General features: G+C 67.6%; 28 protein-coding genes and 2 tRNA genes. 7 read left to right on the top strand and 23 right to left on the bottom strand.

Annotation, left to right across the window (positions count from 1 at the left end):
• The first annotated feature begins 119 nt into the window (after positions 1–119).
• Positions 120–989, top strand: coding sequence for a helix-turn-helix domain-containing protein (locus tag ABRP18_RS04590; RefSeq protein WP_153002363.1), 870 nt, complete (start codon positions 120–122; stop codon positions 987–989).
• 31 nt (positions 990–1,020) lie between these two features.
• Here the strand turns inward: ABRP18_RS04590 and glmM are convergent, their stop codons facing one another.
• From glmM to ABRP18_RS04550, 8 genes are all read right to left on the bottom strand, one after another.
• Positions 1,021–2,379: a phosphoglucosamine mutase gene (glmM, locus tag ABRP18_RS04585; RefSeq protein ID WP_058632689.1), complete on the bottom strand. Its 1,359-nt coding sequence runs from the start codon at positions 2,377–2,379 to the stop codon at positions 1,021–1,023.
• Between the two features lie 14 nt (positions 2,380–2,393).
• The gene (gene rpsI, locus ABRP18_RS04580) at positions 2,394–2,879 is read right to left on the bottom strand and encodes a 30S ribosomal protein S9 (protein ID WP_045263679.1); all 486 of its coding nucleotides are present in this window, start codon (positions 2,877–2,879) and stop codon (positions 2,394–2,396) included.
• Positions 2,880–2,905: 26 nt separating this feature from the next.
• Positions 2,906–3,352, bottom strand: coding sequence for a 50S ribosomal protein L13 (rplM, locus tag ABRP18_RS04575; protein ID WP_046747364.1), 447 nt, complete (start codon positions 3,350–3,352; stop codon positions 2,906–2,908).
• A 182-nt stretch (positions 3,353–3,534) separates the two neighbouring features.
• Complete coding sequence (locus ABRP18_RS04570) at positions 3,535–4,203, bottom strand: endonuclease/exonuclease/phosphatase family protein (RefSeq protein WP_058632688.1); 669 nt, start codon at positions 4,201–4,203, stop codon at positions 3,535–3,537.
• 101 nt (positions 4,204–4,304) lie between these two features.
• Positions 4,305–5,147: a tRNA pseudouridine(38-40) synthase TruA gene (gene truA, locus ABRP18_RS04565; protein ID WP_046747362.1), complete on the bottom strand. Its 843-nt coding sequence runs from the start codon at positions 5,145–5,147 to the stop codon at positions 4,305–4,307.
• A gap of 44 nt (positions 5,148–5,191) precedes the next feature.
• Positions 5,192–5,659: a ribonuclease E activity regulator RraA gene (rraA, locus tag ABRP18_RS04560; protein ID WP_046747361.1), complete on the bottom strand. Its 468-nt coding sequence runs from the start codon at positions 5,657–5,659 to the stop codon at positions 5,192–5,194.
• 2 nt (positions 5,660–5,661) lie between these two features.
• On the bottom strand, positions 5,662–7,203 hold the full coding sequence (locus ABRP18_RS04555) for an APC family permease (RefSeq protein WP_349885622.1): 1,542 nt from the start codon (positions 7,201–7,203) through the stop codon (positions 5,662–5,664).
• A gap of 99 nt (positions 7,204–7,302) precedes the next feature.
• Positions 7,303–7,668: a helix-turn-helix domain-containing protein gene (locus ABRP18_RS04550; protein WP_045263673.1), complete on the bottom strand. Its 366-nt coding sequence runs from the start codon at positions 7,666–7,668 to the stop codon at positions 7,303–7,305.
• Positions 7,669–7,761: 93 nt separating this feature from the next.
• Between ABRP18_RS04550 and ABRP18_RS04545 the strand changes: the two genes are divergently transcribed.
• Positions 7,762–8,610, top strand: coding sequence for an SDR family oxidoreductase (locus tag ABRP18_RS04545; protein ID WP_349885621.1), 849 nt, complete (start codon positions 7,762–7,764; stop codon positions 8,608–8,610).
• A gap of 62 nt (positions 8,611–8,672) precedes the next feature.
• On the opposite strand, the gene ABRP18_RS04540 is transcribed toward ABRP18_RS04545, so the two are convergent.
• From ABRP18_RS04540 to ABRP18_RS04520, 5 genes are all read right to left on the bottom strand, one after another.
• Positions 8,673–9,071 carry a hypothetical protein gene (locus tag ABRP18_RS04540; protein ID WP_349885620.1) on the bottom strand — a complete coding sequence of 133 codons (399 nt, stop codon included), beginning with the start codon at positions 9,069–9,071 and terminating at the stop codon, positions 8,673–8,675.
• On the bottom strand, positions 9,068–9,673 hold the full coding sequence (locus ABRP18_RS04535) for an Asp23/Gls24 family envelope stress response protein (protein WP_046747443.1): 606 nt from the start codon (positions 9,671–9,673) through the stop codon (positions 9,068–9,070). The genes ABRP18_RS04540 and ABRP18_RS04535 overlap by 4 nt, the downstream gene beginning before the upstream one ends.
• Positions 9,670–10,236, bottom strand: a complete 567-nt coding sequence (locus ABRP18_RS04530; RefSeq protein WP_349885619.1) for an RNA polymerase sigma factor — start codon at positions 10,234–10,236, stop codon at positions 9,670–9,672. Before ABRP18_RS04530 ends, ABRP18_RS04535 begins: the two co-directional genes overlap by 4 nt.
• A gap of 123 nt (positions 10,237–10,359) precedes the next feature.
• On the bottom strand, positions 10,360–10,533 hold the full coding sequence (locus ABRP18_RS04525) for a CsbD family protein (RefSeq protein ID WP_045263668.1): 174 nt from the start codon (positions 10,531–10,533) through the stop codon (positions 10,360–10,362).
• A 58-nt stretch (positions 10,534–10,591) separates the two neighbouring features.
• Positions 10,592–11,035, bottom strand: a complete 444-nt coding sequence (locus ABRP18_RS04520) for an Asp23/Gls24 family envelope stress response protein (RefSeq protein ID WP_082682755.1) — start codon at positions 11,033–11,035, stop codon at positions 10,592–10,594.
• Between the two features lie 175 nt (positions 11,036–11,210).
• Between ABRP18_RS04520 and ABRP18_RS04515 the strand changes: the two genes are divergently transcribed.
• The 4 genes from ABRP18_RS04515 (at position 11,211) to ABRP18_RS04500 (ending at position 14,857) form a co-directional block, all read left to right on the top strand.
• Complete coding sequence (locus ABRP18_RS04515; RefSeq protein WP_193762306.1) at positions 11,211–11,822, top strand: TetR/AcrR family transcriptional regulator; 612 nt, start codon at positions 11,211–11,213, stop codon at positions 11,820–11,822.
• Positions 11,823–13,493 carry an MDR family MFS transporter gene (locus tag ABRP18_RS04510; RefSeq protein WP_349885618.1) on the top strand — a complete coding sequence of 557 codons (1,671 nt, stop codon included), beginning with the start codon at positions 11,823–11,825 and terminating at the stop codon, positions 13,491–13,493.
• Positions 13,494–13,617: 124 nt separating this feature from the next.
• Positions 13,618–13,926, top strand: coding sequence for a hypothetical protein (locus ABRP18_RS04505; protein ID WP_113680868.1), 309 nt, complete (start codon positions 13,618–13,620; stop codon positions 13,924–13,926).
• A 76-nt stretch (positions 13,927–14,002) separates the two neighbouring features.
• The gene (locus ABRP18_RS04500) at positions 14,003–14,857 is read left to right on the top strand and encodes a CPBP family intramembrane glutamic endopeptidase (RefSeq protein ID WP_193762304.1); all 855 of its coding nucleotides are present in this window, start codon (positions 14,003–14,005) and stop codon (positions 14,855–14,857) included.
• On the opposite strand, the gene ABRP18_RS04495 is transcribed toward ABRP18_RS04500, so the two are convergent.
• Complete coding sequence (locus tag ABRP18_RS04495; protein WP_349885617.1) at positions 14,854–15,729, bottom strand: zinc-binding alcohol dehydrogenase family protein; 876 nt, start codon at positions 15,727–15,729, stop codon at positions 14,854–14,856. The two genes, ABRP18_RS04500 and ABRP18_RS04495, sit on opposite strands and share 4 nt — an antisense overlap.
• Positions 15,730–15,749: 20 nt before the next feature.
• Between ABRP18_RS04495 and ABRP18_RS04490 the strand changes: the two genes are divergently transcribed.
• Positions 15,750–16,466: an META domain-containing protein gene (locus tag ABRP18_RS04490; protein ID WP_141370376.1), complete on the top strand. Its 717-nt coding sequence runs from the start codon at positions 15,750–15,752 to the stop codon at positions 16,464–16,466.
• Positions 16,467–16,527: 61 nt separating this feature from the next.
• Here the strand turns inward: ABRP18_RS04490 and ABRP18_RS04485 are convergent.
• The 9 genes from ABRP18_RS04485 to ABRP18_RS04445 all read right to left on the bottom strand — a co-directional run bounded on the left by ABRP18_RS04485 (position 16,528) and on the right by ABRP18_RS04445 (position 23,707).
• Positions 16,528–16,601: transfer RNA gene (locus ABRP18_RS04485), tRNA-Met, on the bottom strand.
• Between the two features lie 35 nt (positions 16,602–16,636).
• Positions 16,637–16,708, bottom strand: a tRNA-Thr gene (locus tag ABRP18_RS04480).
• A 68-nt stretch (positions 16,709–16,776) separates the two neighbouring features.
• Positions 16,777–18,015 (bottom strand): M23 family metallopeptidase, encoded by a 1,239-nt coding sequence (locus tag ABRP18_RS04475; RefSeq protein ID WP_061017767.1) that lies wholly within the window; start codon positions 18,013–18,015, stop codon positions 16,777–16,779.
• 120 nt (positions 18,016–18,135) lie between these two features.
• Positions 18,136–18,930 (bottom strand): inositol monophosphatase family protein, encoded by a 795-nt coding sequence (locus ABRP18_RS04470; RefSeq protein ID WP_058633247.1) that lies wholly within the window; start codon positions 18,928–18,930, stop codon positions 18,136–18,138.
• Positions 18,927–19,961 carry a hypothetical protein gene (locus ABRP18_RS04465; RefSeq protein ID WP_349885616.1) on the bottom strand — a complete coding sequence of 345 codons (1,035 nt, stop codon included), beginning with the start codon at positions 19,959–19,961 and terminating at the stop codon, positions 18,927–18,929. The genes ABRP18_RS04470 and ABRP18_RS04465 overlap by 4 nt, the downstream gene beginning before the upstream one ends.
• Before the next feature lie 115 nt (positions 19,962–20,076).
• Complete coding sequence (locus ABRP18_RS04460) at positions 20,077–20,877, bottom strand: enoyl-CoA hydratase/isomerase family protein (protein WP_061017769.1); 801 nt, start codon at positions 20,875–20,877, stop codon at positions 20,077–20,079.
• A gap of 46 nt (positions 20,878–20,923) precedes the next feature.
• Positions 20,924–21,415 carry an FBP domain-containing protein gene (locus tag ABRP18_RS04455; protein ID WP_058633240.1) on the bottom strand — a complete coding sequence of 164 codons (492 nt, stop codon included), beginning with the start codon at positions 21,413–21,415 and terminating at the stop codon, positions 20,924–20,926.
• An 82-nt stretch (positions 21,416–21,497) separates the two neighbouring features.
• The gene (locus ABRP18_RS04450; protein WP_193762302.1) at positions 21,498–22,640 is read right to left on the bottom strand and encodes an LLM class flavin-dependent oxidoreductase; all 1,143 of its coding nucleotides are present in this window, start codon (positions 22,638–22,640) and stop codon (positions 21,498–21,500) included.
• A complete protein-coding gene (locus tag ABRP18_RS04445) occupies positions 22,637–23,707 on the bottom strand; it encodes an LLM class flavin-dependent oxidoreductase (protein ID WP_193762301.1) in 1,071 nt (356 codons plus the stop codon). Before ABRP18_RS04445 ends, ABRP18_RS04450 begins: the two co-directional genes overlap by 4 nt.
• Positions 23,708–23,715: the final 8 nt, after the last annotated feature.

Here is a 23,715-nt window from a genome sequence, read left to right as displayed (position 1 = left end):
GCCCGCCCGCACGGAGGAGGACGGGAGGTGATCGCTCGGCGTCGGGGGGGTGCTGAGTGGGTCCTGGAGATGAGAGCACGATCGACTCCGCGGAGCTGAGCGCGCATGGCGTGCACGCGGTGGATGAACGTGTCCCCCTCCTGGTGACGCGGCGGACGTCGGGTCCGGTGACCCTGTTGTCCCTGCAGGGCAGCACCACGGAGCTCGCCATCGACACCACCACGACTCACCCCGACCACGCGGTCTTCGCCTTCGTCGACGCCGCAGGGCTCGCGGCGAAGGAGCAGAACGGTCCGTGGATGCCCGTCGAGAGCGGGCTCGTGGTGGCCCCGCCCGGGGTCGCGGAGCGCGTGCGGTGTGTCGGCACGTGGTGCATCACCGCCGCCTATGTTCCCCGCACCGCGCTCGGGACATACGTCGCCGCACTCCCCTCCTCGACATGGATCCTCGAGGAGCGACGTCCGCTCGATCGGGCGATGCAGGCGTTCATCGAGCAGGTGCTGGCCGTCGATGACGAGACGACCGCGATCGAACGATATGCGATGGAGCATCTGATCGTGGAGATGAGCGGAGCGGTGCTGCTCGACCGCGTGGACGCCGTATCCGGACCGCGCTCAGCTCACGCCGCCCTGCGCGACCGAGCGGTCGCCCTGATCGCCCAGCAGTGCGGCGATCCGGGGCTGAACCCCGCGCGGGTAGCCCGCGAGGTGCAGACCTCCCTCCGCCAGCTCCAGCTGGTCTTCGCCGAGGTCGAGAACACGGTCGCGGGCGAGATCAGACACCGACGCACGCTCCTGGCGCGGTCGCTGCTCACCGACAGCCGATACGACGATCTGAGCGTCGAGCAGATCTCGCAGCGCTCAGGTTTCGCCTCTCCGATCAGCCTTCGCCGCGCCATCGAGGAGGACTACGGTGCCACGCCCCGCGCATTGCGCACCCATCGCGACGCCGCTCGGCACGGTGGGGAACGCGAAACGGCCGACCGCTGAGATCAGCGGTCGGCCGTGTTCGGTCGCGAGGTCAGAGCGACAGACGATCCTGCACGACCTCGGCGAGGCGACCGGCGTAGGCGTGGACGGATTCCGCGTCGGAGGCTTCCACCATCACACGCACCAGCGGCTCGGTTCCGGACTTGCGCAGCAGCACCCTTCCGGAATCGCCGAGCTCCGACTCGATGTCGCGCACAGCCTGCTGCACGACCTCGTCCTCGGACACACGGTCCTTGTCGACGTCGCGCACGTTGATGAGCACCTGCGGGTAGACCGTCATCACCGACGCGAGCTCTGCGATCGACTTCTGCTGCCGCGCCATCTCGGCGACCAGGTGCAGGCCGGTGAGGATCCCGTCGCCCGTGGTGGCGAACTCGCTCATGATCACGTGACCGGACTGCTCACCGCCGAGCGCGTAGCCGCCCTCGTTCATGTCTTCGAGCACGTAGCGGTCGCCGACAGCGGTCTGCCGTACCGTGATGCCGTGCTCGCGCATGGCGACGTGCAGACCGAGGTTGCTCATCACCGTCGCGACGAGGGTGTCGTCGGTGAGGTGCCCGCGCTCCTTCATGGACACCGCGAGGATGGCCATGATCTGGTCGCCGTCGATGTGGTTGCCCTCGGCGTCGACGGCAAGGCAGCGATCGGCGTCGCCGTCGTGGGCGATCCCGATGTCGGCGCCGAGGCGCACGACGGCCTCGGCGAGATTGTCGAGATGGGTCGAGCCGACGCCGTCGTTGATGTTCCAGCCGTCAGGGTCGGCGCCGATGACGGTGACCTCGGCGCCCGCATCCCGGAACGTCTCAGGAGAGACTCCTGAGGCGGCGCCGTGGGCGCAGTCGAGCACCACGTGGATACCGTCGAGGCGGTTCGGGAGCGAGCCGAGAAGATGCATGACGTAGCGGTCCTCCGCGTCGGAGAACCGGTCGATGCGTCCCACCCCGGCGCCCGTCGGGCGCAACTTCTCGCCGGACATGGCCTCTTCGATGCGCCGCTCGACCTCGTCGGGGAGCTTGCGGCCCCCGCGGGCGAAGATCTTGATCCCGTTGTCGGGAGCGGCGTTGTGCGATGCGGAGATCATCACACCGAAGTCGGCGTCACGGTCGGCGACGAGGAAGGCGAGCGCGGGTGTCGGAATGACCCCCGCCTCGAGCACGTCCACTCCCGAGGAGGCGAGACCGGCAGCGACGGACGCCGCGATGAAGTGCCCGGAGACCCTGGGGTCGCGGGCCACGACTGCGGTCAGCCGCTTGCCTTCGGCCTTGCGTGCCTCCGCAGTACGGCCCTGGCCCAGGACGACAGCAGTCGCCTGGGCCAGGGTGAGCGCCAGGTCGGCGGTGAGGATGCCATTGGCGAGTCCTCGCACACCGTCCGTGCCAAAGATCGGCATCGGAGCAGTTGACCTTAACGCTTCGAGTACTGAGGCGCCTTACGGGCCTTCTTGAGTCCAGCCTTCTTGCGCTCCTTGACGCGAGCGTCGCGCGAGAGGAAGCCGGCCTTCTTCAGGGTCGGACGGTTGTTCTCCTCGTCGATGCCGTTCAGCGAGCGGGCGATGCCGAGGCGAAGCGCACCGGCCTGGCCCGAGGGGCCTCCGCCGGAGATGCGCGCGATGACGTCGTATGCACCGGCGAGGTTCAGCACGGTGAACGGGTCGTTGATCAGCTGCTGGTGCAGCTTGTTCGGGAAGTAGTCCTCGATCGTGCGGCCGTTGACCGTGATCGTGCCCGAGCCGGGGACGATGCGCACGCGGGCGATGGCCTGCTTGCGACGGCCGACAGCGGCACCCGGGACGCTGAGGACGGGGCGGGGAGCCGCCTCGACCGCGTCGGTCTCGGGAGTCGACGTCGAGAAGTTCTGGGGGGTTTCGGTGGTGTCCTGGATGTCAGCCACGAGTATGTCCTTAAGTCTTACGGCGCTTACTGGGCGACCTGGTCGAGGGTGTACGGCGTCGGCTGCTGCGCGGCGTGCGGGTGCTCGGCACCGACGTACACCTTGAGCTTGGACAGCTGCTGGCGGCCGATGCTGTTCTTGGGGAGCATGCCACGGATGGCCTTCTCGACAGCGCGGACCGGGTTCTTCTCGAGGAGCTCGGCGTAGGTGACGGACTTCAGGCCGCCCGGGTAACCCGAGTGGCGGTAGGCCATCTTCTTCTGGAGCTTCTGACCGGTGAGCGCGACCTTGTCGGCGTTCACGATGATGACGAAGTCACCCGAGTCGATGTGGTTGGCGAAGGTCGGCTTGTGCTTGCCACGCAGGAGCGTAGCGGCGTGCGAAGCCAGACGGCCGAGAACGACGTCGGTGGCGTCGATGACGACCCAATCGCGCTGGACTTCGCCAGCCTTGGGAGTGTAAGTGCGCGTCACGATAGTGCTGCTTTCTTGTGTCGAACGGAGAAGTTCGTGAATCCCACTCCGGGGTGGTTCTTCCCGACAGGGAGGAACACGCCAGTGGAGGGCTCACGTTCGGACGATGCGCTTTCTCCGCGGACGGGAAAGGCACCAAAGGGAAATCATACGCCACCGGTGCCGTATGCCCAAACCGCGGCTCAGTCGGGCTTGACCGTGACGAGGATCGGACGGTGATCGCTCGCCCCCTGCGGCAGGGTCGTGATGCGCTCGATCTCGAAGCCCGTCGACGTGGCGAAGTCGTAATGGCCCCGGAACACCCGGTAGCGCGTGTACGTGTGGTCGTCGCTGAGGGAGAGCGCGTAACCGTGGTCGCGCACGGCCTGACCGAGGTTCTCCTTGAAGATCGGATAGTTGTAGTCACCGACCATCAGCTGGGGCAGGCCCTCTCCGAGCGCGGCGAGCTCGGAGAGCGCGGCGCGGATCTGGTGACGGCGCAGGGAGTTCAACGCGGTCAGCGGAGCGGCGTGGAAGGAGGCGACGATGAAGTCCTGGCCGTCGTCGATGTCGCGCAATCGCGCACCGAGAACGCGTTCGTGTGCGGGTTTCGCGATCCGGTCGTGCAGGGATTTCTTGAGTCCGAGCATGCGGATCGCCTGCAGGTGGAACGTGCTCGCGCGATAGAAGAGTGCGAGTCCGAGACGGTTGCCCTGGGTGGCGTCGGCGAGCACGAGGTCGCCGATCTGCGTCGGCAGCGCGGGGACGTCGCACTCCTGCAGACAGAGGATGTCGGGATCGTGCTCGCGCACCAGAGTCACGAGCTCACCCGCGGCTCGATGCTTCTGGAGGTTGTACGAGATGACCTTCATGACCGTTCCACGCTACTCCGGCCCGCTGTGCATCTGCTCCGGGTTGCACACCGTGACTCGTCTGCGGTATTGCGCCGCATGCCCCCTGCTCGAGGCGCGCGTCAGTCGCGGTCTCGACGCGCGCGCGTCTGGATCGCTCGCGACGACAGCAGCTCGTCGGCGGGGTACCCGACCTCGGTGAGGATCAATCCCCGCGCGGCCAGCACCTTGAACTCGCTGGTGCGGGTGAGCGCATCGCGCAGCACCACGAGGTCGTCGACATCGAGGCGCCCCTCCCCCACGGCGACGCAGGCCCCGACGAGTGCGCGCACCATGCTGTGGCAGAACGCGTCGGCCTTGACCTCCGCGACGAGCACGCCGTCGGCATCGCGCTCCCAGCGGTAGTCGAGCAGTGTGCGGATCGTCGTCGCCTCTTCCCGAGGCTTGCAGTACGCCGCGAAGTCGTGCAGTCCGATCAGCGTCCGCGCCGCGGCATCCATCGCGCGCTCGTCGAGGCGGCCGCGGACGAGGGTCGTGTCGTGGCGCCGCAGCGGGTCGTACCCGGCCTGTCCGTCGGCGAGACGATAGCGATAGCGACGCCAGACCGCAGAGAACCGCGCGTCGAACCCCTCGGGGGCGATCGACGACCGCGTGACGGTCACATCCGAGTACGCACCGAGCACACCCCGCATGCGGCCCGCGATGGTCTCGGCGGGCTCCGACGGCGCCCGCCCCTGCCGGGCTTCGATGCGCGACCACTGCTTCTCGTCGAGGTCGACGTGCGCGACCTGGCCGCTCGCGTGCACGCCGGCATCCGTGCGACCTGCCACCACGAACTGCACGTCCGAGCCCACGATGCGCGCGAGGGCGGCTTCCAGCGTGCCCTGCACCGTGCGCAGAGTCGGCTGCTTCGCCCACCCTCGGAAATGGGTGCCGTCGTAGGCGATGTCGAGCCGGATGCGCACGCAGCAAGCCTAGGACACCGAGACCGCCGGACTTCAGGCGGCGTTCACCGTTCGACCAGGATTCCGTCCCGATCGCTGTAGAGATGCGCCCCCGGCCGGAACACCACACCCTCGATCACGAGCGCGACATCGGTCTCACCGGCTCCGAGCTTCGCGCTCTTGCGCGGATTCGTCCCCAGGGCCTTGACCCCCAGCTCGAGGGCATCGATGGCGACACTGTCGCGGATGGCGCCATTGATCACGACCCCGGCCCAGTCGTTCGCCACGGCGGACGCCGCGATCAGGTCGCCCATCAGTGCCGTCTCCAGCGATCCAGCGCCGTCGACGACCAGGACCGCGCCCGCACCGGGAGTCGCCAGCACCGCCTTCACCAGCGCGTTGTCCTCGAAGCAGCGCACGGTGCGGATCGGCCCGTCGAACGCCGACCGCCGGCCGAAGGAGCGCAGTTGCAGCGAGAGCGACTGGATCTCCTCCCCGAGCTCGTCGTAGAGGTCCGCCGTCGCGACCGCCATCCTCAGATGCCTCCGTCGATCGACCGGATGGTCACGGCAGGCTCGTCCGGGACCATCACCTCGGTGTCGCGGTTCAGGCTCTCGCCACGGAAGAAGCGCTTCGAGCGCGGGAAGAGGTACCAGACGAACATCAGCACCAGACCGAATGCCAACGAGCCGACGCCGATCACGAACGTGCCGCCGATACCGAACAGGACCGTGTATCCGTAGTCGACATCCCACATGTCGATGGCCGACTGGATGAACGCCCACGCGAGCATGAGCCCGCCCAGCAGCGGGAACAGCCCCTTGAAGAAGAACTCGCGCGCGGACGAGGTGAGGTCCTTGCGGAAGTACCACACGCACGCGAAGCCGGTGATGGCGTAGTAGAACGCGATCGCGAGACCGAGGGACAGGATCGAGTCCTGCAGGATGTTGTCGCTGATCAGCGTCATCCCGACGTAGTAGACGGAGGCGACCACACCCATGACGATGGTCGAGAACGACGGCGTCTTGTACGTCGGGTGCACCTCCTTGAACCTGGCGGGCAGGGCGCGGTAGACACCCATGGCGAGCGTTCCCCGGGCGGTCGGCAGGATCGTGGTCTGGGTCGACGAGATGGCCGAGATGATCACGGACACCACCAGCACCCAGCCGAACGGACCGAGCAACCCGTCCTTGATCGCGAGGAAGAAGTCGTCGGCGTTCGCCTCGTTGCCCAGGCCCGTGCCGTCCTCGCCGAGTCCGGCGTACATCATCGCGGCGATGGTCACCGCGACGTACGTGAACAGCAGGATCACGGTGGTCAGCAGCGCGGCGCGTCCGGGGATGCGCTTCGGGTCCTTGGTCTCCTCGTTGAGCGCGAGGCAGGTGTCCCACCCCCAGTAGATGAACAGCGCCAGAAGGATCGCCTCCGTGAAGCCCGACCAGTCGGTGAACGCGAACGGGTTCATCCACTCCCAGTCGAAAGGCGTCGCGTTCGGAGCCGTGCCGTCGAAGAACTGCCACAGCGCCGCGACGATGAAGATCGCCAGTGCCAGGTATTGGACCGCGAGGAGGATGTTCTGGATGCGCTCGCCGATCTCGACGCCGCGCCAGCTGACCCAGGTCATCGCCGCGATGAAGAGCACGGCGACGACGACGACGCGCCAGTCGTTGTTCTCCAGATCCTGTCCGATCAGCGACCAGAAGTAGACCGAGGCGATCTGCGCGAGGTTGGCCAGCACGACCATTCCCGCGACGGCGACTCCCCACCCGCCCATCCAGCCCACCCAGGGACCGAACGCCTTGGTTCCCCAGGTGAACGTCGTGCCGCAGTCGGGGACGGCGTTGTTGAGCTCGCGGTACGCGAAGGCGATCAGGAGCATCGGGACGAAGGCGATGATGAACGCGATCGGAGCCTGCGCCCCCACCGCGAGCACCACGAAGCCGAGCGTCGCCACGAGCGAGTACACCGGTGCTGTCGAGGCGAGACCGATCACGGTCGATCCCCAGAGTCCCAGAGTGCCGGCGGCCAGACCCTTGCCGTCGGGTCGTTCCAGATGAATCGGCGTCGTTGCTGCCATGTCAGAACAGTAGAGCCACAACGGTTCTCGCGTCAACGGCTTTCTCAGACAGCATGAATCCGAAGCAAAGAAGTGGAGCTCACGACGGAATCCGCAGATTCAGCCTCTTTCGAGCATGCCGTCGGCGTGGTCAGCCACCCACTCCATCAGCGGCAGCATGCGCTCCATCAGGTCACGCCCCAGCGGGGTCAGACTGTACTCCACGTGCGGAGGGACGGTCGGAAGGGATTCCCGGTGCACCAGGCCGTCATCGGCGAGCGTCCGCAGCGTCGAGGCCAGCATCTTCTCGCTGATGCCGTCGACCTCCCTGCGGAGGGCGCCCCAGCGGTGGGTGCCGTCGGACAGGCAGGAGAGCACGAGCACTCCCCACTTGCTCATGATGTGATCCAGGACGACACGCGTGCCGCAATTCTGGTCGAACACGAACGGAGTCGATTCCTTTATCTGCGCGAAACTAACCGTCATGTGGGTACCTTACTTCAAAGTGGGTACCGTCAGATCGGAATGCCGAACACCCGATCGCGGGTTGTCGTGGGTGTCACTTACGAAAGGACCCTCATGACCATCCTCGTCACCGGTGCGACCGGCAACCTCGGCCGCCTCATCATCGCCAGCCTGCTCGAGCGCGGCGCCGACCCCCAGTCGATCGTGGCAGGCGCCCGCGACACCGCCAAGGCCGCGGACCTCGGCGTTCGCGTCGCGCACCTCGACTACACCGACCCCGCATCGATCGCGTCCGCACTCGAAGGCGTCGACACGGTCATCCTGGTATCCGGCTCCGAGGTCGGCCAGCGGGTCCCGCAGCACCGGGCGGTCATCGATGCCGCGAAGGCGGCCGGCGTCTCCAAGTTCGTCTACACGAGCGCTCCGAAGGCCACGACGAGCGACCTGATCCTGGCCCCCGAACACAAGGCGACGGAAGAGCTCATCGCCGCGGCCGGGTTGCCCGCCGTGATCCTGCGCAACAACTGGTACACCGAGAACTATGTCGCGGACCTCGCCCGCGCCGCGGAGACGGGTGTGCTCGCCGCCGGCACGGGAGAAGGGCGGGTGGCTTCCGCGAGCCGCAAGGACTTCGCCGAGGCCGCAGCCGTCGTCGCGCTCGAGGACGGACACGTCGGTGAGGTCTACGAGCTCGGCGGCGATGTCGCCTGGAACTACACCGATCTCGCTGCTGCCATCGCCGAGGTCACGGGACGCGAAGTCGCGTTCGTCGCGCTCGACCACGACGACCAGGTCGCCGCGCTCCGCGAGGCCGGGCTCGACGAGGGGACGGCTGGATTCGTCGCCGCCCTCGACGCCGGCATCAAGGACGGCGCGCTCGCCGATACCGACGGCACGCTCGCTCGCCTCATCGGGCGCCCCACGACCCCGCTCGTCGAGGGACTCCGCGCCGCCTCCGCCTGATCGGCCCCGCAAGACCGAGTGCCGCCGTCCCCCCGGACGGCGGCACTCGGTGGTTCCGTGCCTCAGGAGGTCGCAGGCACCTGAGGGCGTTCAGCCGGCTGCACATGCGCGACCGTGAGGGTGATGCTCTCGTGCCGCAGGCCTCGGGCGTCGAGCAGCGCGTCGACGGCCCCGTGCCCGGCGTGGAGGATGTCACCCGATCTCGCCGTGGACTCGACCCCGAGTGTCGCCTCGACCACCACCCCGCCGTCGGCGACGATCACCGAGACCCTGGGCTCATCGTCCTTTCGCGCGCCGATGGCCTCAGCGCCCAGTCGCAACAGCTGAGAGATCACAGATCCCGATCTGTAGACACTTCGCACCCCCGGGGTCGATCGCAGGGTCGCCTCGATCGCCGCAGCGAGTTCCTCGCGCTCCTCCGCCTGCATCACGTCTCCCCCACTCACGTCTCCCCCGCTCACGACGACACCTCTCTGATGTCTCGGATCGCGATGTCGATCGCGACCACGTTCAGTTCGGTGTGCGCGCGAAGGCGACGATCCACTTCGGCTCGAAGTTCGTCCGCGACCTTCGGGATCGGCTGTCCATGCAGCGCGCTCGCATCGATCCCGACGCGGATCGGGGCCCCGGGCCGGGTCACATCGCCCTCCAGCCGGCACCGGCCGATGAGGAGACCGGGAACGGCGTCTTCCGAGGAGCGCACGAGACCGCGAACGGCTCCCTCGGTGATGGCGAGATCCGCCTTCGGATCGGGCGATTCGAAGGGGATGCGGCGTCCGGCCCGCGCATCCATCGCGATGCCGCTCAGGATGCGGTCGACCCAGCTGTCATCGACCTCGGGTTCGGCTGCGGCTTCCGCAGCGAGCAGCTCCGCGCCGAGCCCTCGCAGACGCTCAAGCGCATCCAAGGCCAGCTGACACCCGGGCGACTCGTCGATGGAACGGTCGGCCGGGCGTCTTCCGGCGTCGAGGTAGTCGGTGAGCTCGTCCAGGGTGTGCCCGTCGAGGTCGGTGGGCTCGAGTCCGAGTCTGCGGATTTCAGGCGCGTCCCTGTCGTCGGTCATCGCCACTCCTCCATCCGTACGATCATGTATTTTCTGGCGCGGGCCAGCAGGCCGCGCGCCGTGGAGATCGGGATGTCCAACTGCTCCGAGATCTCCTCATAGGTGTAGCCGCCGATCTCGCGAAGCACCCAGCACTCGCGTTGGGCGTCGGGCAGCTCCCGCAGAGCAGCACCGAGGGCTGCGACACCGGCGCGAGCCTCGACGACCGCGGACGGTGCCGCATGAAGAGGTGCCGGTCGGTCGATCGAGTCGATGTCGACGGCCGGGCGGACCGCACGGATGCGGTCGACCGCCTTCCGGCTGACGATCCGCATCAGCCAGCTCTTGACCTTCGCCGGATCCTCGAGCTCGCCGAACCGCTGCCACGCGACCACGAAGGACTCCTGCACGATGTCATCGACGTCGGCGGAGGCGTTCAGCATCCGCTGCGTATAGGCACGCATCATCGGCGTATACCTGCGTACCAAGACGGCGAACGCCTCGACGTCCCCATCCATCGCCCGTCCGGCGACGATGCCGTCGTCCGCATCCTCGAGCGCTGTCCGAAAGCGTTCCTTCTCCATCTACCCCACCCCTCGATCCGATCCCCGAAGGAATTCGGAACAGATGCCCCATCGGATCGGATCATGTCTCACCCGCCTGTGAGGGATCGGGGAGAGGCGGTGCGGCCTCTCCCCCGGTCCCGCCTACTTCTTGAACGCGTCCTTCACGTCCTCCGCAGCGTCGCGCACGTTGCCCTTGGCCTGCTCGGCCTTGCCCTCGGCGACGAGCTTGTCATCGTTGATGACCTTGCCCACGGTCTCCTTGGCCTTTCCGGCGACCTTCTCGGCTGTGGCCTTGATCTTGTCTTCAGCGCTCATTTCTTCTCCCTTTCTCGTTACGGCCCCGGGTCTCGGAGCCGTGTCTTGGATGTGGCGACTACTCGCTCGCTGCCACAGCGGTCTCGCCCTCGACGTCGTCCGAGGGGACGTGCACATCGTCGATCGTGACGTTGACCTCGACGAGGTCCGCCCCTGCCAGCTCGACGAGGTCTCGATGGATAGCCGCCCTGACCTCGTCGGCGACCTTCTGCAGGGCGACCGGATACTCGGCGACGATCGTGATGTCGACGGTGATCTGCGCCTCGCCGACCGCGACGGACACTCCCTGCGAGAGGTCGGTCGTGTTGAAGGCATCCCGGATGGCTCCCACCATGCGCGCGGCGCCCCCGCCGAGCGCATGAACCCCGTCGACATCCCGCGCGGCGATGCCGGCGATCTTCGCGACCACCGCATCCTCGATCGTCGTCGTGCCCACTGCAGCCCCCTGCAGCGGTGCTTCGACGTGGATCTCGGGCTGCGTGCCCGGAGTCGTGTTCGCCATCATGAGCTCCTTCATCCGTGTTCTGCCCGTAGGGGCGCCGGTCGCGGTCGGCGACGCTATGACTAGGACGGATCGCGAGCAGCGGATGTCACAAATCGATCCGAAGAAAGTCGCCGACAACGGATACGAGCACTTCACAGTGCACTCCAAGCTTCGAAGTGCAATATTGCACTCTATGAGCGACAGTGCAGAATCCTTGCGGGAACAGCGCAAGCGGGAGACCTCCCGAGCCCTCACCGATGCCGCACGCCGGTTGACCACGGAGAAGGGGTTCGCGGGATTCACGGTCGAGGAGCTATGCGCCGAGGTCGGAGTCTCGCGGCGCACGTTCTTCAACTACTTCGAGAGCAAGGAGAACGCGGTCTTCGGCTTCGCGACGATCGATTCCCGCCAGGAAGCTCTCGAGGAGGAGTTCGCCACGCAGCGCGGAGACCTCCTCGACGACTTCATCCAGCTGACGATCCGTCGCTTCGAGCTCTTCAACCCGGTCGATGATGCCCCGGCGATGTTCGCCGTGGTCGAGCAGGAGCCGCGGCTGCTGAAGGCGGCCTTCGAACAGCTCGCCAAGAACGAGCGCCGTGACCAGACCCTGATCCTCCGTCGCACCGAGGGCGGCGATGATGCCGAACTCCGCGCCGAGGTGGTCGTGCACACCGTCGGCGCGCTCGTGCGCATGAGCATGGACCAGCTCCTGCACCACCAGTCCCCCGAGCCGTTCGCCGATCTCATCGCGCGACGCCTCGACCTCGCCCGCTCGCTCTACGCACCGTCACAGAAAGCCCGTTGAATGTCCGCCACCGCCACGAAGGATGCGCCGTTCCTGCTCACGAAGCGCCGCATCTGGATCATCTTCAGCGCTCTCATCGCGGGAATGCTGCTCTCCAGCCTCGACCAGACCATCGTGTCCACCGCCATGCCGACGATCGTCGGACAGCTCGGCGGCGTCGACCACCAGGTGTGGATCACCACCGCCTACCTGCTCGCCACCACGATCGTGATGCCCATCTACGGCAAGTTCGGCGACGTGCTGGGCCGGCGCAACCTGTTCCTCGTCGCGATCGCACTGTTCACGCTGGCATCCGTCGGCTGCGCGTTCGCCACGGACTTCTGGATGTTCGTCGTGTTCCGCGCCCTGCAGGGTCTCGGCGGCGGCGGCCTGATGATCCTGTCCCAGGCGATCATCGCCGACATCGTGCCCGCCAACGAGCGTGGCAAGTACATGGGTCCCCTCGGGGCGGTCTTCGGCCTCTCGGCCGTGGCCGGCCCTCTCCTCGGCGGCTACTTCGTGGATCACCTGACCTGGCAGTGGGCGTTCTACATCAACATCCCGGTGGGGATCGCGGCCTTCATCATCGCCCTCATCGCCCTCAAGCTCCCGAGCAAGAAGGCCGAGAAGCCGATCGACATCTTCGGGGTCATCTTCCTCTCGATCGCCACGACGTGCCTCATCTTCTTCACCGACTTCGGCGGTGACAAGGAGTTCGGATGGGACTCGCTCGCGACCTGGGCATGGGGTGCCGGGCTGATCGTCGCGGCGACGGCGTTCGTGATCACCGAATCGCGCGTGCAGGACCCGATCATCCCGCTGAGCCTGTTCCGCAACCCGATCTTCGTGAACGCCACCGCGATCGGACTGGTGCTCGGAATCGGCATGTTCGCGGCGATCGGATTCGTGCCGACGTTCCTGCAGATGTCCTCCGGCACCTCTGCGGCGGAATCCGGTCTGCTGATGATCCCCATGATGGTCGGCCTCATGGGCACGTCGATCTTCTCCGGGATCGCGATCTCGAAGACCGGCAGGTACAAGATCTATCCGATCCTCGGCACGATCATCACCGGTATCGCCATGGTCGCGATGACCACACTCTCGGCGTCGACTCCCATCTGGCTGATCTGCGTGTTCCTGTTCGTGTTCGGAGCGGGGCTCGGCCTCATCATGCAGGTCGTGGTGCTGGTCGTGCAGAACGCGGTTCCGGCGGGTGAGATCGGCACCGCGACCAGCACGAACAACTACTTCCGGGAGGTCGGCGCGTCTCTCGGCACCGCGGTCTTCGGCACCATCTTCACCACTCGCCTCACCGAGAACCTGCTCGGGGTCTTCGCCGGCGCCGGCGCATCGCCCGATGCCGCCTCAGAGGCCGCATCGACGATCGACCCTTCCACGCTCAACTCCCTGCCGGACGAGGTGCGCGACGGCATCGTCACCGCGTATGCGGATGCCCTCGCCCCGGTCTTCTGGTATCTCGTGCCGTTCATCGCCCTCGCGCTGCTGCTCTCGCTGTTCCTGAAGCAGATCCCGCTGTCGGACACCGCGGGGCTCGTGGCCAGGGGCGAGGCCATCAGCGGAGAGGAAGCGGAGCGTCTGGAGGCCGAGCAACGAGGCGTCGAATGGTCGGGAGCTGCAGTCGCGTCGTCTGGCGCACCGGAGGAGTCTGACTCGACACCGCCAGCTCGATGAACACGCCAGCTCGGTGAACACGGCGGCCCCTGCCCCCTCTGGAGCAGGGGCCGCCGTCTGTCAAGGGGCTCCCGCCCCGGCTCACCTGCGGGCATGCTTCATCGTGGGGACAGTCAGGAGAATGATGGATCGCGTACCAGACCCACGGTTCGCTCTCGAGCAGGTCAGCGCCACGGATTGGGCCATCGTCGATCTGCAATACCCGGACGTAGATCACCGGCGGGTCGTGTGCCGCGTCTATGAGGATGCGCCGACAGAGGTCGAAGTGCTCTGGCTGCGTGACCTCCCCCTCGCCCTGCGCTACTCGTCCGTGAACGACGTGCTCACCGCTGTCCAGCGCTTCCACGACACCTCGCGCGCCACCCGCCCGATCCCGATCCCTCGTCTACCTCCGCCGACGGGGAGAGCAGGGCGCGGGACGCGCCCGCGATGACCAGGCGGATGGACGCGGTGCCTGCGGCTGCGCCACACTGATCGGGAGAACCGTCCCCCCGAGCCCTGGAGCTCTCATGACCGCACCCGCCCCCGCCGCCGCGACCGGCACCCCTTGGAAGAGATTCTGGGAGAAGGGCGGCTGGTGGCGCGCACTCCTTCTCGCGGCCGTCTACTTCGTGCTCTACAACGGACTGTCGCTCGCCTTCACTCCGCTCGCGGCACAGATCGACGACCCGACGGGCCCCACCGGCATCCTGGTCTTATACGCACTTCCCGTTCTCGTCGGTTGTCTGCTCCTGGTCGGCTTCGCCGCGTCGGTCAGCTGGCTCGGCGAACTCTTCAGACGGCAGCCGATCACGGGCCGCGGCTGGATGTGGATCGCGATCGTGGTCGTGCTGCTGTTCAACGTCCTGCACCTGCTCAGCATCGACTACGGCGAGGCCGGGTTCCAGGTGGTCGCGACCTGGCTGCTCGCCGGCGTCTTCATCGGTTTCGCCGAAGAGGTGCTCACTCGCGGTCTCGTCGTGAACATGCTGCGCAAGGCCGGATACCGCGAGATCGTCGTCGCCGTGATCTCGGCCGCGGTGTTCGCCGGACTCCATTCCGGGAACCTGCTCAGCGGTCAATCGCTGTTCGCCACCGCGTTCCAGGTGGTCTACACCTTCGCTTTCGGAATCTGCATGTACCTCGCCATGCGGGTCACCGGCACTCTCATCGCGCCTATCCTGCTGCACGCCAGCACCGATCCGAGTATCTTCCTCCACACGGCCTATCCGGTCGAGGGTCCGGTCTCGACGCTGGCTGGGCTCGGAAACCCCGCCGTGATCGTGGTCGGTCTCGTGCTGCTGTTCTTCATCCGCGGACGTGTCGGCGTCGCAGACGCTACGGCGGGAGACGTGGGTCCGGCCTTCGACGCACCGCAGCGCTAGGGGCGTTCCGCCTCTGGCCAGTCGGTGACGACGACCTTGCCGATCGTCCGGGAGGCCTCCACGATCTCGTGGGCCCGACGCATGGTCGCGGCGTCCAGCGGAGTGAGGTGGGTCGTCAGAGTGGTGCGGAGCGTGCCCGAATCCACCAGCTTCGCGACGCTCTCCAGGAGGTCGTGCTGGTAGTGGTCGGAGGGATCGGTGACGGGCCTCGTGAACATGAGCTCCCAGTGCCAGGTCACGCTCTTCGCCTTGAGCGCGTCGATGCTGCCCCCGGTCTCGTCGATGGAGACGACCCGTCCGCGCGGACGGATCACGTCGGCGATCGCCCTGACGTTGCCGGGAGTGAACGAGGTGAACACGTAGTCGACGCCGGCGGGGGCGAGCGCCGACACCTCGCCGGCGAAGTCACGGCCAACGACGTGGTCGGCCCCCATCTGACGCACCCACTCCGCCGTCTCCGGGCGCGAGGCCACGGCGATGACCTCGAGACGCGTGAGGGCCTTCGCGAGCTGGATGATCAGCGCGCCGACGCCTCCTGCCGCGCCGATCACCAGGAGCACTCCCGTGCTTTCGCGGGTGAGCGCCAGGCGGTCGAACAGGCTCTCCCACGCGGTGATGACCATCAGCGGCAGTGCGGCCGCCTCGGCGACCGACAGCGTGCGAGGAGCATGGCCGACGATGCTCTCGTCCACCAGGTGGAACCGCGCGTTCGTGCCCGAGCGATCGATCTGCCCGGCGTAGAACACGCGATCCCCCACGGCGAAGCGGGTCGACTCCTCGCCGACGGCGACCACGACCTCTGCCGCGTCGTAGCCGAGACGTGCCATCACCGCGCCGACGACACGCGTCGCGCCTGCGGTCCGTCTCGGCACTCCGCCATACCCTCAGGGACATGACCGTCGAGGATCCGGAACCTGCCCATCGCGACCGTGCGCACCGCTCCGCACTCGCCGTCGCCCTCTGGTTGCTCGTTCCGTTGCTCGTCGTCGCGGCGTACGTCGCGCAGATCCTCGAGTCGTTCAGCGCCGTCGGCTGCGAAGGCGATTGCGACCTGGCAGTCGCTTTCGGCGCCCGCGCCGTCTTCCCGTGGGCGGTCGCTGCCTCGGTCATCGCGGCGATCGTGGCCGCGTTCACGCTCCGGCATCGGAGAAAGCCCGCCTACTGGGCTCCCCTGCTCGGCGTGGTCCTCGTGCTGGTGTCGGCCATCACCACCAGCGCCGTCTTCCAAGCCGGGCTCGCCCCCATGTACGCGCGCAACGACAGGATCGCGAACGGTGAGGTTCCCGCCGAGACGACTCCGCCACTCCCCGACCCCGTCGGGGGCTGGGAGGCGAGCGTCGACGGAGCGACGTTCTTGTCGTTCAGTCCCGACGGGACCGTCACGGGCAGCGACGGGTGCAACGATCTGAGCGGCCGCTGGTCGCAGGATTCGGCGGGAAGGATCGAGCTGGAGACGCTCCTCCCCCAGACGGAGAACGCCTGCGACGGCATCGACGCATGGCTCGGCCGAGGGCGATCCGCGGACATCATCGATGGCTACATGTACGTCAACGGCGAGGCTGATTCGCCGATCGGTGGGCTCCAACCGGCGCGCCAGTCCCGCGACTGAGCTTCGACGCGCTGCCCCCCGTGAACGACGAAACCCCCGGGAATCCGGGGGTTTTCATCTGTAGCAGGAGCGGGGCTTGAACCCGCGACCTCACGATTATGAGTCGTGCGCTCTAACCAGCTGAGCTACCCTGCCGCGAGGCATCCGTCCGCGTGAGAAGAATGCTTGCGAGCCCCGAGTCAGGATTGAACTGACGACCCCTTCCTTACCATGGAAGTGCTCTGCCACTGAGCTATCGGGGCGTGCTGCCCCTCGCGGGGCAACCGTACGAGAATACCATTACTGTGGCGTCCTCATGAAATCGAGCCGGTCACTCCTCCGCGGTCAGCGACGATCGACCGGCGTTCGCCTTGAGCCACGGCATCGGGTCGATGGTCGTTCCGTTGACGATGAGCTCGAAGTGCAGGTGAGCGCCGTAGGAACGACCCGTGTTACCCGTCTTGCCGACGATCGTTCCGACCTTGACGGTGTCGCCGGCCTTGACGTTGAGGGAGCCGTACTGCATGTGCGAGTAGTGGCTCGTGATGACCTGGCCGTCGATGACGTGGTCGATGTAGACCGTGACCCCGAAGGCCCCGCCCTGCTCTGTGGCGATGCGGACAGTGCCGTCGGCGATGGCCTGGATCGGCGCACCGTTGCCCGGCACGAAGTCGATGCCCTCGTGGAGGCGGCCGCTGCGCATCCCATAGCCGTAGCTCATGCCGACACCGACGAGGAACGGCCACTGGATGGCGGCGTCGGGGTCGTTCGTGAAGATCTCACCCGAGTAGTTGATGCCCTGCTCGGCAGCGACCTCGGCGAGCGAGACCGTGCTGAAGTCATCGGAGCGGGAGAGCGGGACGCTCTCAACGCCGGACGGTGCGACGAAAGCCTGGATCTCGTCCTCGGCCTCGTCCTTCGAGTCGGCGGCAGCAGCGGAGACCAACGACATGGATGCGGCCGAACCGCCCCGCACACCGGCGACCGCCTCCGCGGGGAGCGTCATGGACACCGCGAGAAGCCCTGCGAGGCTCATCACACCGACGGTTGCTCCGACCGTGACCACCTTGCGGAGGTTGCGGGGGCGACGAGGGGCCACATGCGAGGGGACGACAGACTCAGCGTCCGAACTCGCTGCGGACGGCGAGCGCTCAGCCGTGGAAACCGTCGGAACCGCACCTGTCGCGCGGAAGGCACGGGAAGCGCGCTCGAACGCGTCGGCTTCGACCGCCGGTCCACGCCCGACCTCACCGGTTTCGCGGACCGGAGCCGCAGGAGCCTCGACCGGCTCCGAGGCGACAGGAACCGCGGGAACATCGGCGATCACCGGCTCCGAGTTCGTGGCGACGAAAGGCTCGATCAGCGCTTCCGTGACCACCTCGTCGGGTGCCGGCCGCTGACGGGCGGCGCGTCGGGAAAGGGGGGCGACAGCAGCGAGGGCGACGGCAGTGGAATCAGCGGCAGAAAGGGGTGCCGTCGGTCCCGCCGCGGGGGCCTCGGAGGCCGCAGTGCGGAGTCGGCTGGATCGGCGCGTGGGCGCAGAGGCAGCCTGGGAGTTCTCGAGGGGCAAAGCGTTTCTCTCGGTCGTGCGTCGTGCTCGGGGGCGCAAACTTTGACTTTCACCTTCGGGTGATGAAAGTAACGATCGGGTAAACCCTACCGTGACCAGGCTGAGAATGCCATGAATCGTTCACGGATTCTCCGCGAGGATCGCGAGCAGTCGGGCGTGCACATCGACTCCTCCCGCCACCAGCATCGGGCGCGGAGAGTCGACATCCGTTCGGGACACCACGCCTCCGGCTTCCTCGACGAGGAGCGCACCGGCGGCGAAGTCCCAGGGGCGAAGGCCCCGCTCGAAATAACCGTCCAGTCGCCCCGCAGCGACGAAGGCCAGGTCGAGTGCGGCCGCACCCATACGTCGCACATCGCGAGCCATCGGCATGACCCGCGCCACGGTCGCGATGTCGCCTTCGTGGGTGGCGGGGTCGTAGCCGAAGCCCGTGGCGAGGAGAGCGCCGGCCGGGGTCGTGTCCGTCACCGCGAGACGAATGCCGTTCGACCAGGCGCCATGACCTCGCGCCGCTGAGAAGGTCTCTCCCAACGCCGGGGCGTTGACGGCGCCGGCGAGCGCTTCCCAGGTCTCGGGATCGGGTTCCCCGCGGACCGCGCCGATGCTCACGTTGTACGCCGGGATGCCGTACGCGTAGTTGACGGTGCCGTCGATGGGGTCGACGATCCACGTGATCCCGCTGCTCCCCGCTTCGGCCCCCGTCTCTTCGCCGAGAAAGCCGTCGTCCGCCCGCGCCGCGCGCAGACGCGAACGGATGAGCGCTTCGACCTCTCGGTCTGCGTCCGTGACGATGTCGGCCAACGACGACTTGGTCGCCGCCAGGCGCACCCCTTCCTGTCGTCGAAGTCGCGCGAGCTGCCCTGCTTCCTCGGCGATCTCGGTCGCGAGGTCGCGGAGTTCGAGTTCCAGCGTCACTGTTCGGGCTGCCGGGGCGCGGGCGGCGGCGGCGGGAAAGCCTGCGAAGCCTCCTGCGGGGAGGCCGGGATCTGCGTGGCCGGGGCAGGGGGCATCGGGTGCTCGCCCGGAGTCGAAGGCGCGGGCTCTGCGGGCTGCGAGAACTGCGGCGGCGCGAACTGAGACGCAGCGGGCTGCGGCGGCGCGGGCTGCGGCGGCGCGGGCTGCGGCACGACGGGGAACCCCGAGACGGGCGCTTGCGGGAGTGCCTGCTGGGGCGGGGCGACCGTCGGGTACCCGGTGTAGTAGGCGTTCCAGTCGGGCGATGCATCGGGCAGCGCCGGAAGCGGGGTGATGCCATCGGCGTAGGTCGGCCACGACGGCGCCGACGCGACGGCACGGTTGGCCGGGGTCTTCTTCTTCGGCGCGAAGAGCGCATTGAGCAGCGGGATCAGCGTGGTGCCAACGGCCACGAGGATCGTGAGTGCGACCACGATGCGCCAATACAGCTCGCCGTAGTGGAACGTGTGGGGGAAGGCGAGGAAGAACACGAGCATGCCGACGAGACCGACGAGGAAAGTGACCGTCACGATGTAGATCACTCGGGTGAAGGTCGTGACGTATCGCTGCGCTGCCGGCGTGAACAGGCGCACGTGCAGCAGTGCCAGCTGGAGGATGCCGATCACGAGGAGCAGCTGGAAGAAGCGCTCGGCGCCGAAGTAGAACCCGTCCTCCGGGAGCCAGATCTTCACGGCGCCGACGAGGAGGGCGACGATCCAGCTCACCATGCTCGCCAGCTGCAGCCAGTCGGGGCGGTTCGGCGCCAACCCGGCCTCGAGGATCGCGATTCCCGCGAACGCCGCCAGCAGCAGGATCGTGAGGAACGCACGACCGATCAGACCGTCTTGGTCACCGATGAGCACCCAGATGACGCACACGAGGGCCGCGGCGATGAGAGCGCCGATGGCGATCCACAGGGAGCCCCTGATCAGCAGCGACATGTTCTTCTTCTCACCCTGCGGTCGATGCGTGGTGATGTCCGGCTGGGACATGGCGTTCCTCTCGTCGAGCGGCGATGCCTTCATCCTGCCATGCGCGCCGACGGTTGCCAGGGGTTCGACCCCGTCGCGGGAAGTCGGTTGACCCTTCGGGTCTGGGGAGGAGAGGTCAGCCGGTCTTCTTCGCCGACGCCGCAGCGAACGCCGCGACCCTCGCCTGCGCGTCGGGTGTCTCGAGGGCGGCACCGATCGAGCGCGCCTCTTCGCCCAGCTGCTCGACGAAGGAGCGTTCCGGCTGCTCGCGCACCAGCCTCTTCGCCTGACCGTAGGCGTCGGCGGCACCCGCCAGCCAGAAGCGTGCGATCTCCTCACCGCGCGCTCGCACACGCTCCGCCTCCGCGGCGGCGTCCTCACCCTCGACGGCCTCGGCGACGAGTCCCCACTCGACGGCCTCCGCTGCGGTGAGCAGCCGATCCTGCAGGACGAGCTGCAGGGCACGGCGCTGGCCGACGGCACGAGCGAGCTGAGCGGAGACCGACAGGTCTGGGGTCAGACCGATGTTCGCGTACAGGCTGCCGAGCTTCGACCGCGAGCCCACGACGGCGTAGTCGCTGCACAGCAGGATGCCCAGGCCACCTCCCGCGGTCGTGCCGTGGGCCGCGGCGACGACAGGCACCGCTGATTCCGTCAGCGAGCGGATGCCGGAGTTGATGACCTCGGCGAGCGCGGTGATCTCCGCACCGGACGCGCCCATGGTCGTCGCCATGTCGATCACGTCGCCTCCCGCGCAGAACGCAGGACCCGCGGCATCGATGAGGATCGCCTTCACGTCGGTGCGCGACGTGGCCTCGGCCGTCGCGTCCTTCCAGGCGTGCGCCAGGTCGGCGTTGAACGCGTTGAGCCGAGCGGGCCGGTTCAGTGTGAGCCGAGCCATCCCCTCTTCGACGGCGAACAGGATGGCGTCAGTCATGGCTTCTCCTTCGAGCACAGAACGTGTCGCACCAGCGTAACCGCGATCAGACCCGCTCCCAGACCTGCGAGACGAAGCTCTCCATGCGCCGGCGCGTGCCGTCGAGACGGAAGTCGACCTGACCGGGCGACCTGACCTCGTTCGGTGCGAGCGGGTGCGCGAGGCGCACGTTCTCGTGGCAGGAGAGGTCGGCGCACATGTAGGTGCCGAACGAATCCCCCCGCTTGCCCGCTTCGCCTGCTCGACGGGCGGAGAGGAGGGCGACCTGGTTCCCCGGCTGCATCGTGTGGCAGATGTTGCACATGCCCGACCTCGCGCGACCGGGGTCCGTCGCACGCAGCACCACCCCGATCACCTCGTCGTCGTGCGGGATCAGCACATAGCCGCGACGGCTCGCACCGGGGTCCTGCCAGGCGAAGAAGTCGAGGTAGTCCCAGTCGACGAGCAGGAAGTCATGAGGCATCTCCATCAGACGCAGCTCGTCATCGTCCGCATTGACGAACGATGCCCGGACTTCGGCTTCGGTGAGCGGTCGCATCTCTCCAGTCTAGGAAACCGTTCGCGGGGGCGGGGCGGGGACCCCCGCCCCGCCCCCGTTCTGCGAATCGACTCGAGCCGCGTCAGCCCCCCTGCAGTGTGTCCGCTCTGGCGTTCACCTCTGCCAGCGCGGATGCTCGTTGCGCGCGCCACCCCTCCTCGACCAGCGGCACGACCTCTCGCAGGAGCACGCGGGCGCGATCGATCGTCTCGGCCCTGTCGAGCACGGCCGGATGGATGCCCAGCACCAGCTCGTCGGTCAGCGCGATCGTGGGGTCGGCGAGCAGATCGGCGGCGAGCGCCTCAGGGCTCCCCCAGGCGAAGTTGTCCGACAGCAGCTGGTCCGGGATCGACAGCGACAGATCCACGCGTCCGGCTGCAGCGCTGGCGACGTTCCAGCGGGCGGTGCGCTCTCCGGCCAACGCGAGGGCTTCCTCGGTCGTGCGGCCGGGGAAAGCGGAGCGGGAGGTGACGACCCAGGGAGTGCGCGTCGATCCCCAGGTGTCCGCGAAGACCCGACGGTACTCTCGCACGGAGTCCGCCTGGCGCCGCTGGAATGCCGCCCGCGCATCAGGGTGCCGCTCCGGCCCGTTGCCGAACCGCTCCAGGATGAAGCCGTCGCCGGTGCGCCCCGCGAAACGGATCGTGTCGATGTTCGAGCTGCCGTGGAACAGCCGTCCCTCGAGCGCGGTGTTCTGTGGCCAGATCGCGCCCGTGCCCCCATCGACCACGCCTCCCTGGAGCGCCCAGTGCAGACGGTCGATCTGATTCTCGAAGCTGGTGTCGCGGTCATTCGTCCAGGTGTGGAACACGTGATAAGAGTCGGAAGGGACTCCCTTCCCGAGGCCGAGCAGCAGCCGCCCACCGGCGAGATGGTCGATCGCGGCGACCTCCTCCGCGGCGCGCACAGGATCGTCGAGGATGATCGGCAGCACCGCGGTACCGAGTCCGATCGTGCTCGTCGCGGCGGCGAGCGCCCCCAGAAACCCGTACGGGGAGGGAAGAGCCGCCCACCCGGAGTGGAAGTGCCGTGTGGCGATCCAGGCGCTGTCGTAGCCGAGCTCCTCGAGCTCCTGGATCAGACGGATCGTGTCTCGATAGACGAATCGCGGATCCTCGCTGTGGTCGAGGTGCGTGATGAAGCCGATACGCAGACGGTCACCGATCGTGGTCGAGCCGAGGGGCAGGTCGGTGCCTCCGAACGGGGAGGATGTAGTTGCGGTCATCCGCGGGCCTCCTGCACGCGAGGGCCGGCACTGAGCGCGCGCTCGGGAATGCCGGGATCGACATAGTCGACGGCCGTGCGCACGGCGTCCGCCTGCAGCGCGGGCAGTTCCGCCGCGAACAGCTCGATCGCCGTCAGCGCCTGCAGTTGGCTGATCCCCGGTCCCTGGAACTGGATCGCGGTCTGCTCGGTGCCGTCGAACTGGTCGTTCCACTCATGGACCTTGTCGGCGACCTCGGGTGCGGTGCCGATCGCGAAGCTCAGCTGCTCGGCGATGTCGTCGTAGTCCTCGGAGTCCACCCCTCCTGTCCAGTCCAGACCGAGATAGATCCGCGCGTACGTGCGCAAGAACTCCAGCGCTCCGGCGCGTGCGGCGTCCTTCGTCTCGGCGACGAGACCGGATCGCAGATGGATGATCTCTCCGCCGGGGACGGTGGCGCGATACTCGCGGCTGAACCGCAGTCGTTCCTCCAGCGGGAGCGGACGCGGGATCATCAGCCGGTAGCCGTGCCGAGCCGCCAGGCCGATCGCGTTGCGGCCGGCCGCCGTCCAGATGAGGTCGCGTGCGGGACGCCCCGCCGGCGGCGAGATCTCCACACCGTGGAAGGAGTAGTACTCCCCCTCGAAGTCGACGACCTTCTCATCGATCGCCTGCCGCAGGATCTCGTGGACCTCGGCCGACCGCGCGGAGGACGAGGCCTTGTCGATCCCCCACACGGCGAAGAACTCCTCCGAGCCGACGCCGCTGCCGACACCAAGATCGAGCCGCCCACCGGATACCGCGTCGAGCAGCAGCGCCGACTCCGCGAGTCGGATCGGGTGGTAGAACGGGGCGCACACGATCGAGGTCCCGAGCCGGATGCGGCTGGTCACTCCGCTGAGTCGTGCGAGGAAGAGCAGCGGGTCCGGCACCTCCCCGCGCATCGTGAGGTGGTGCTCGGTGATCCAGACGCCGTTGTATCCGAGCTGGTCACCCAGGATCACCTGTTCCTCGATGTCGCGATAGAGCGAGACCGGACTCTGTCCGGGCGAGACGTCTCCGTAGTAGAAGAGATCGATGCGTGGCATGTGCTGGT

Origin of the sequence: Microbacterium sp. WHRI 7836, from assembly GCF_040223885.2 — a bacterium.
Lineage (GTDB): Bacteria > Actinomycetota > Actinomycetes > Actinomycetales > Microbacteriaceae > Microbacterium > Microbacterium oxydans.
The sequence above is the reverse complement of the archived record's forward strand: the minus strand, read 5'-3'. Positions and strand labels throughout refer to the sequence as shown.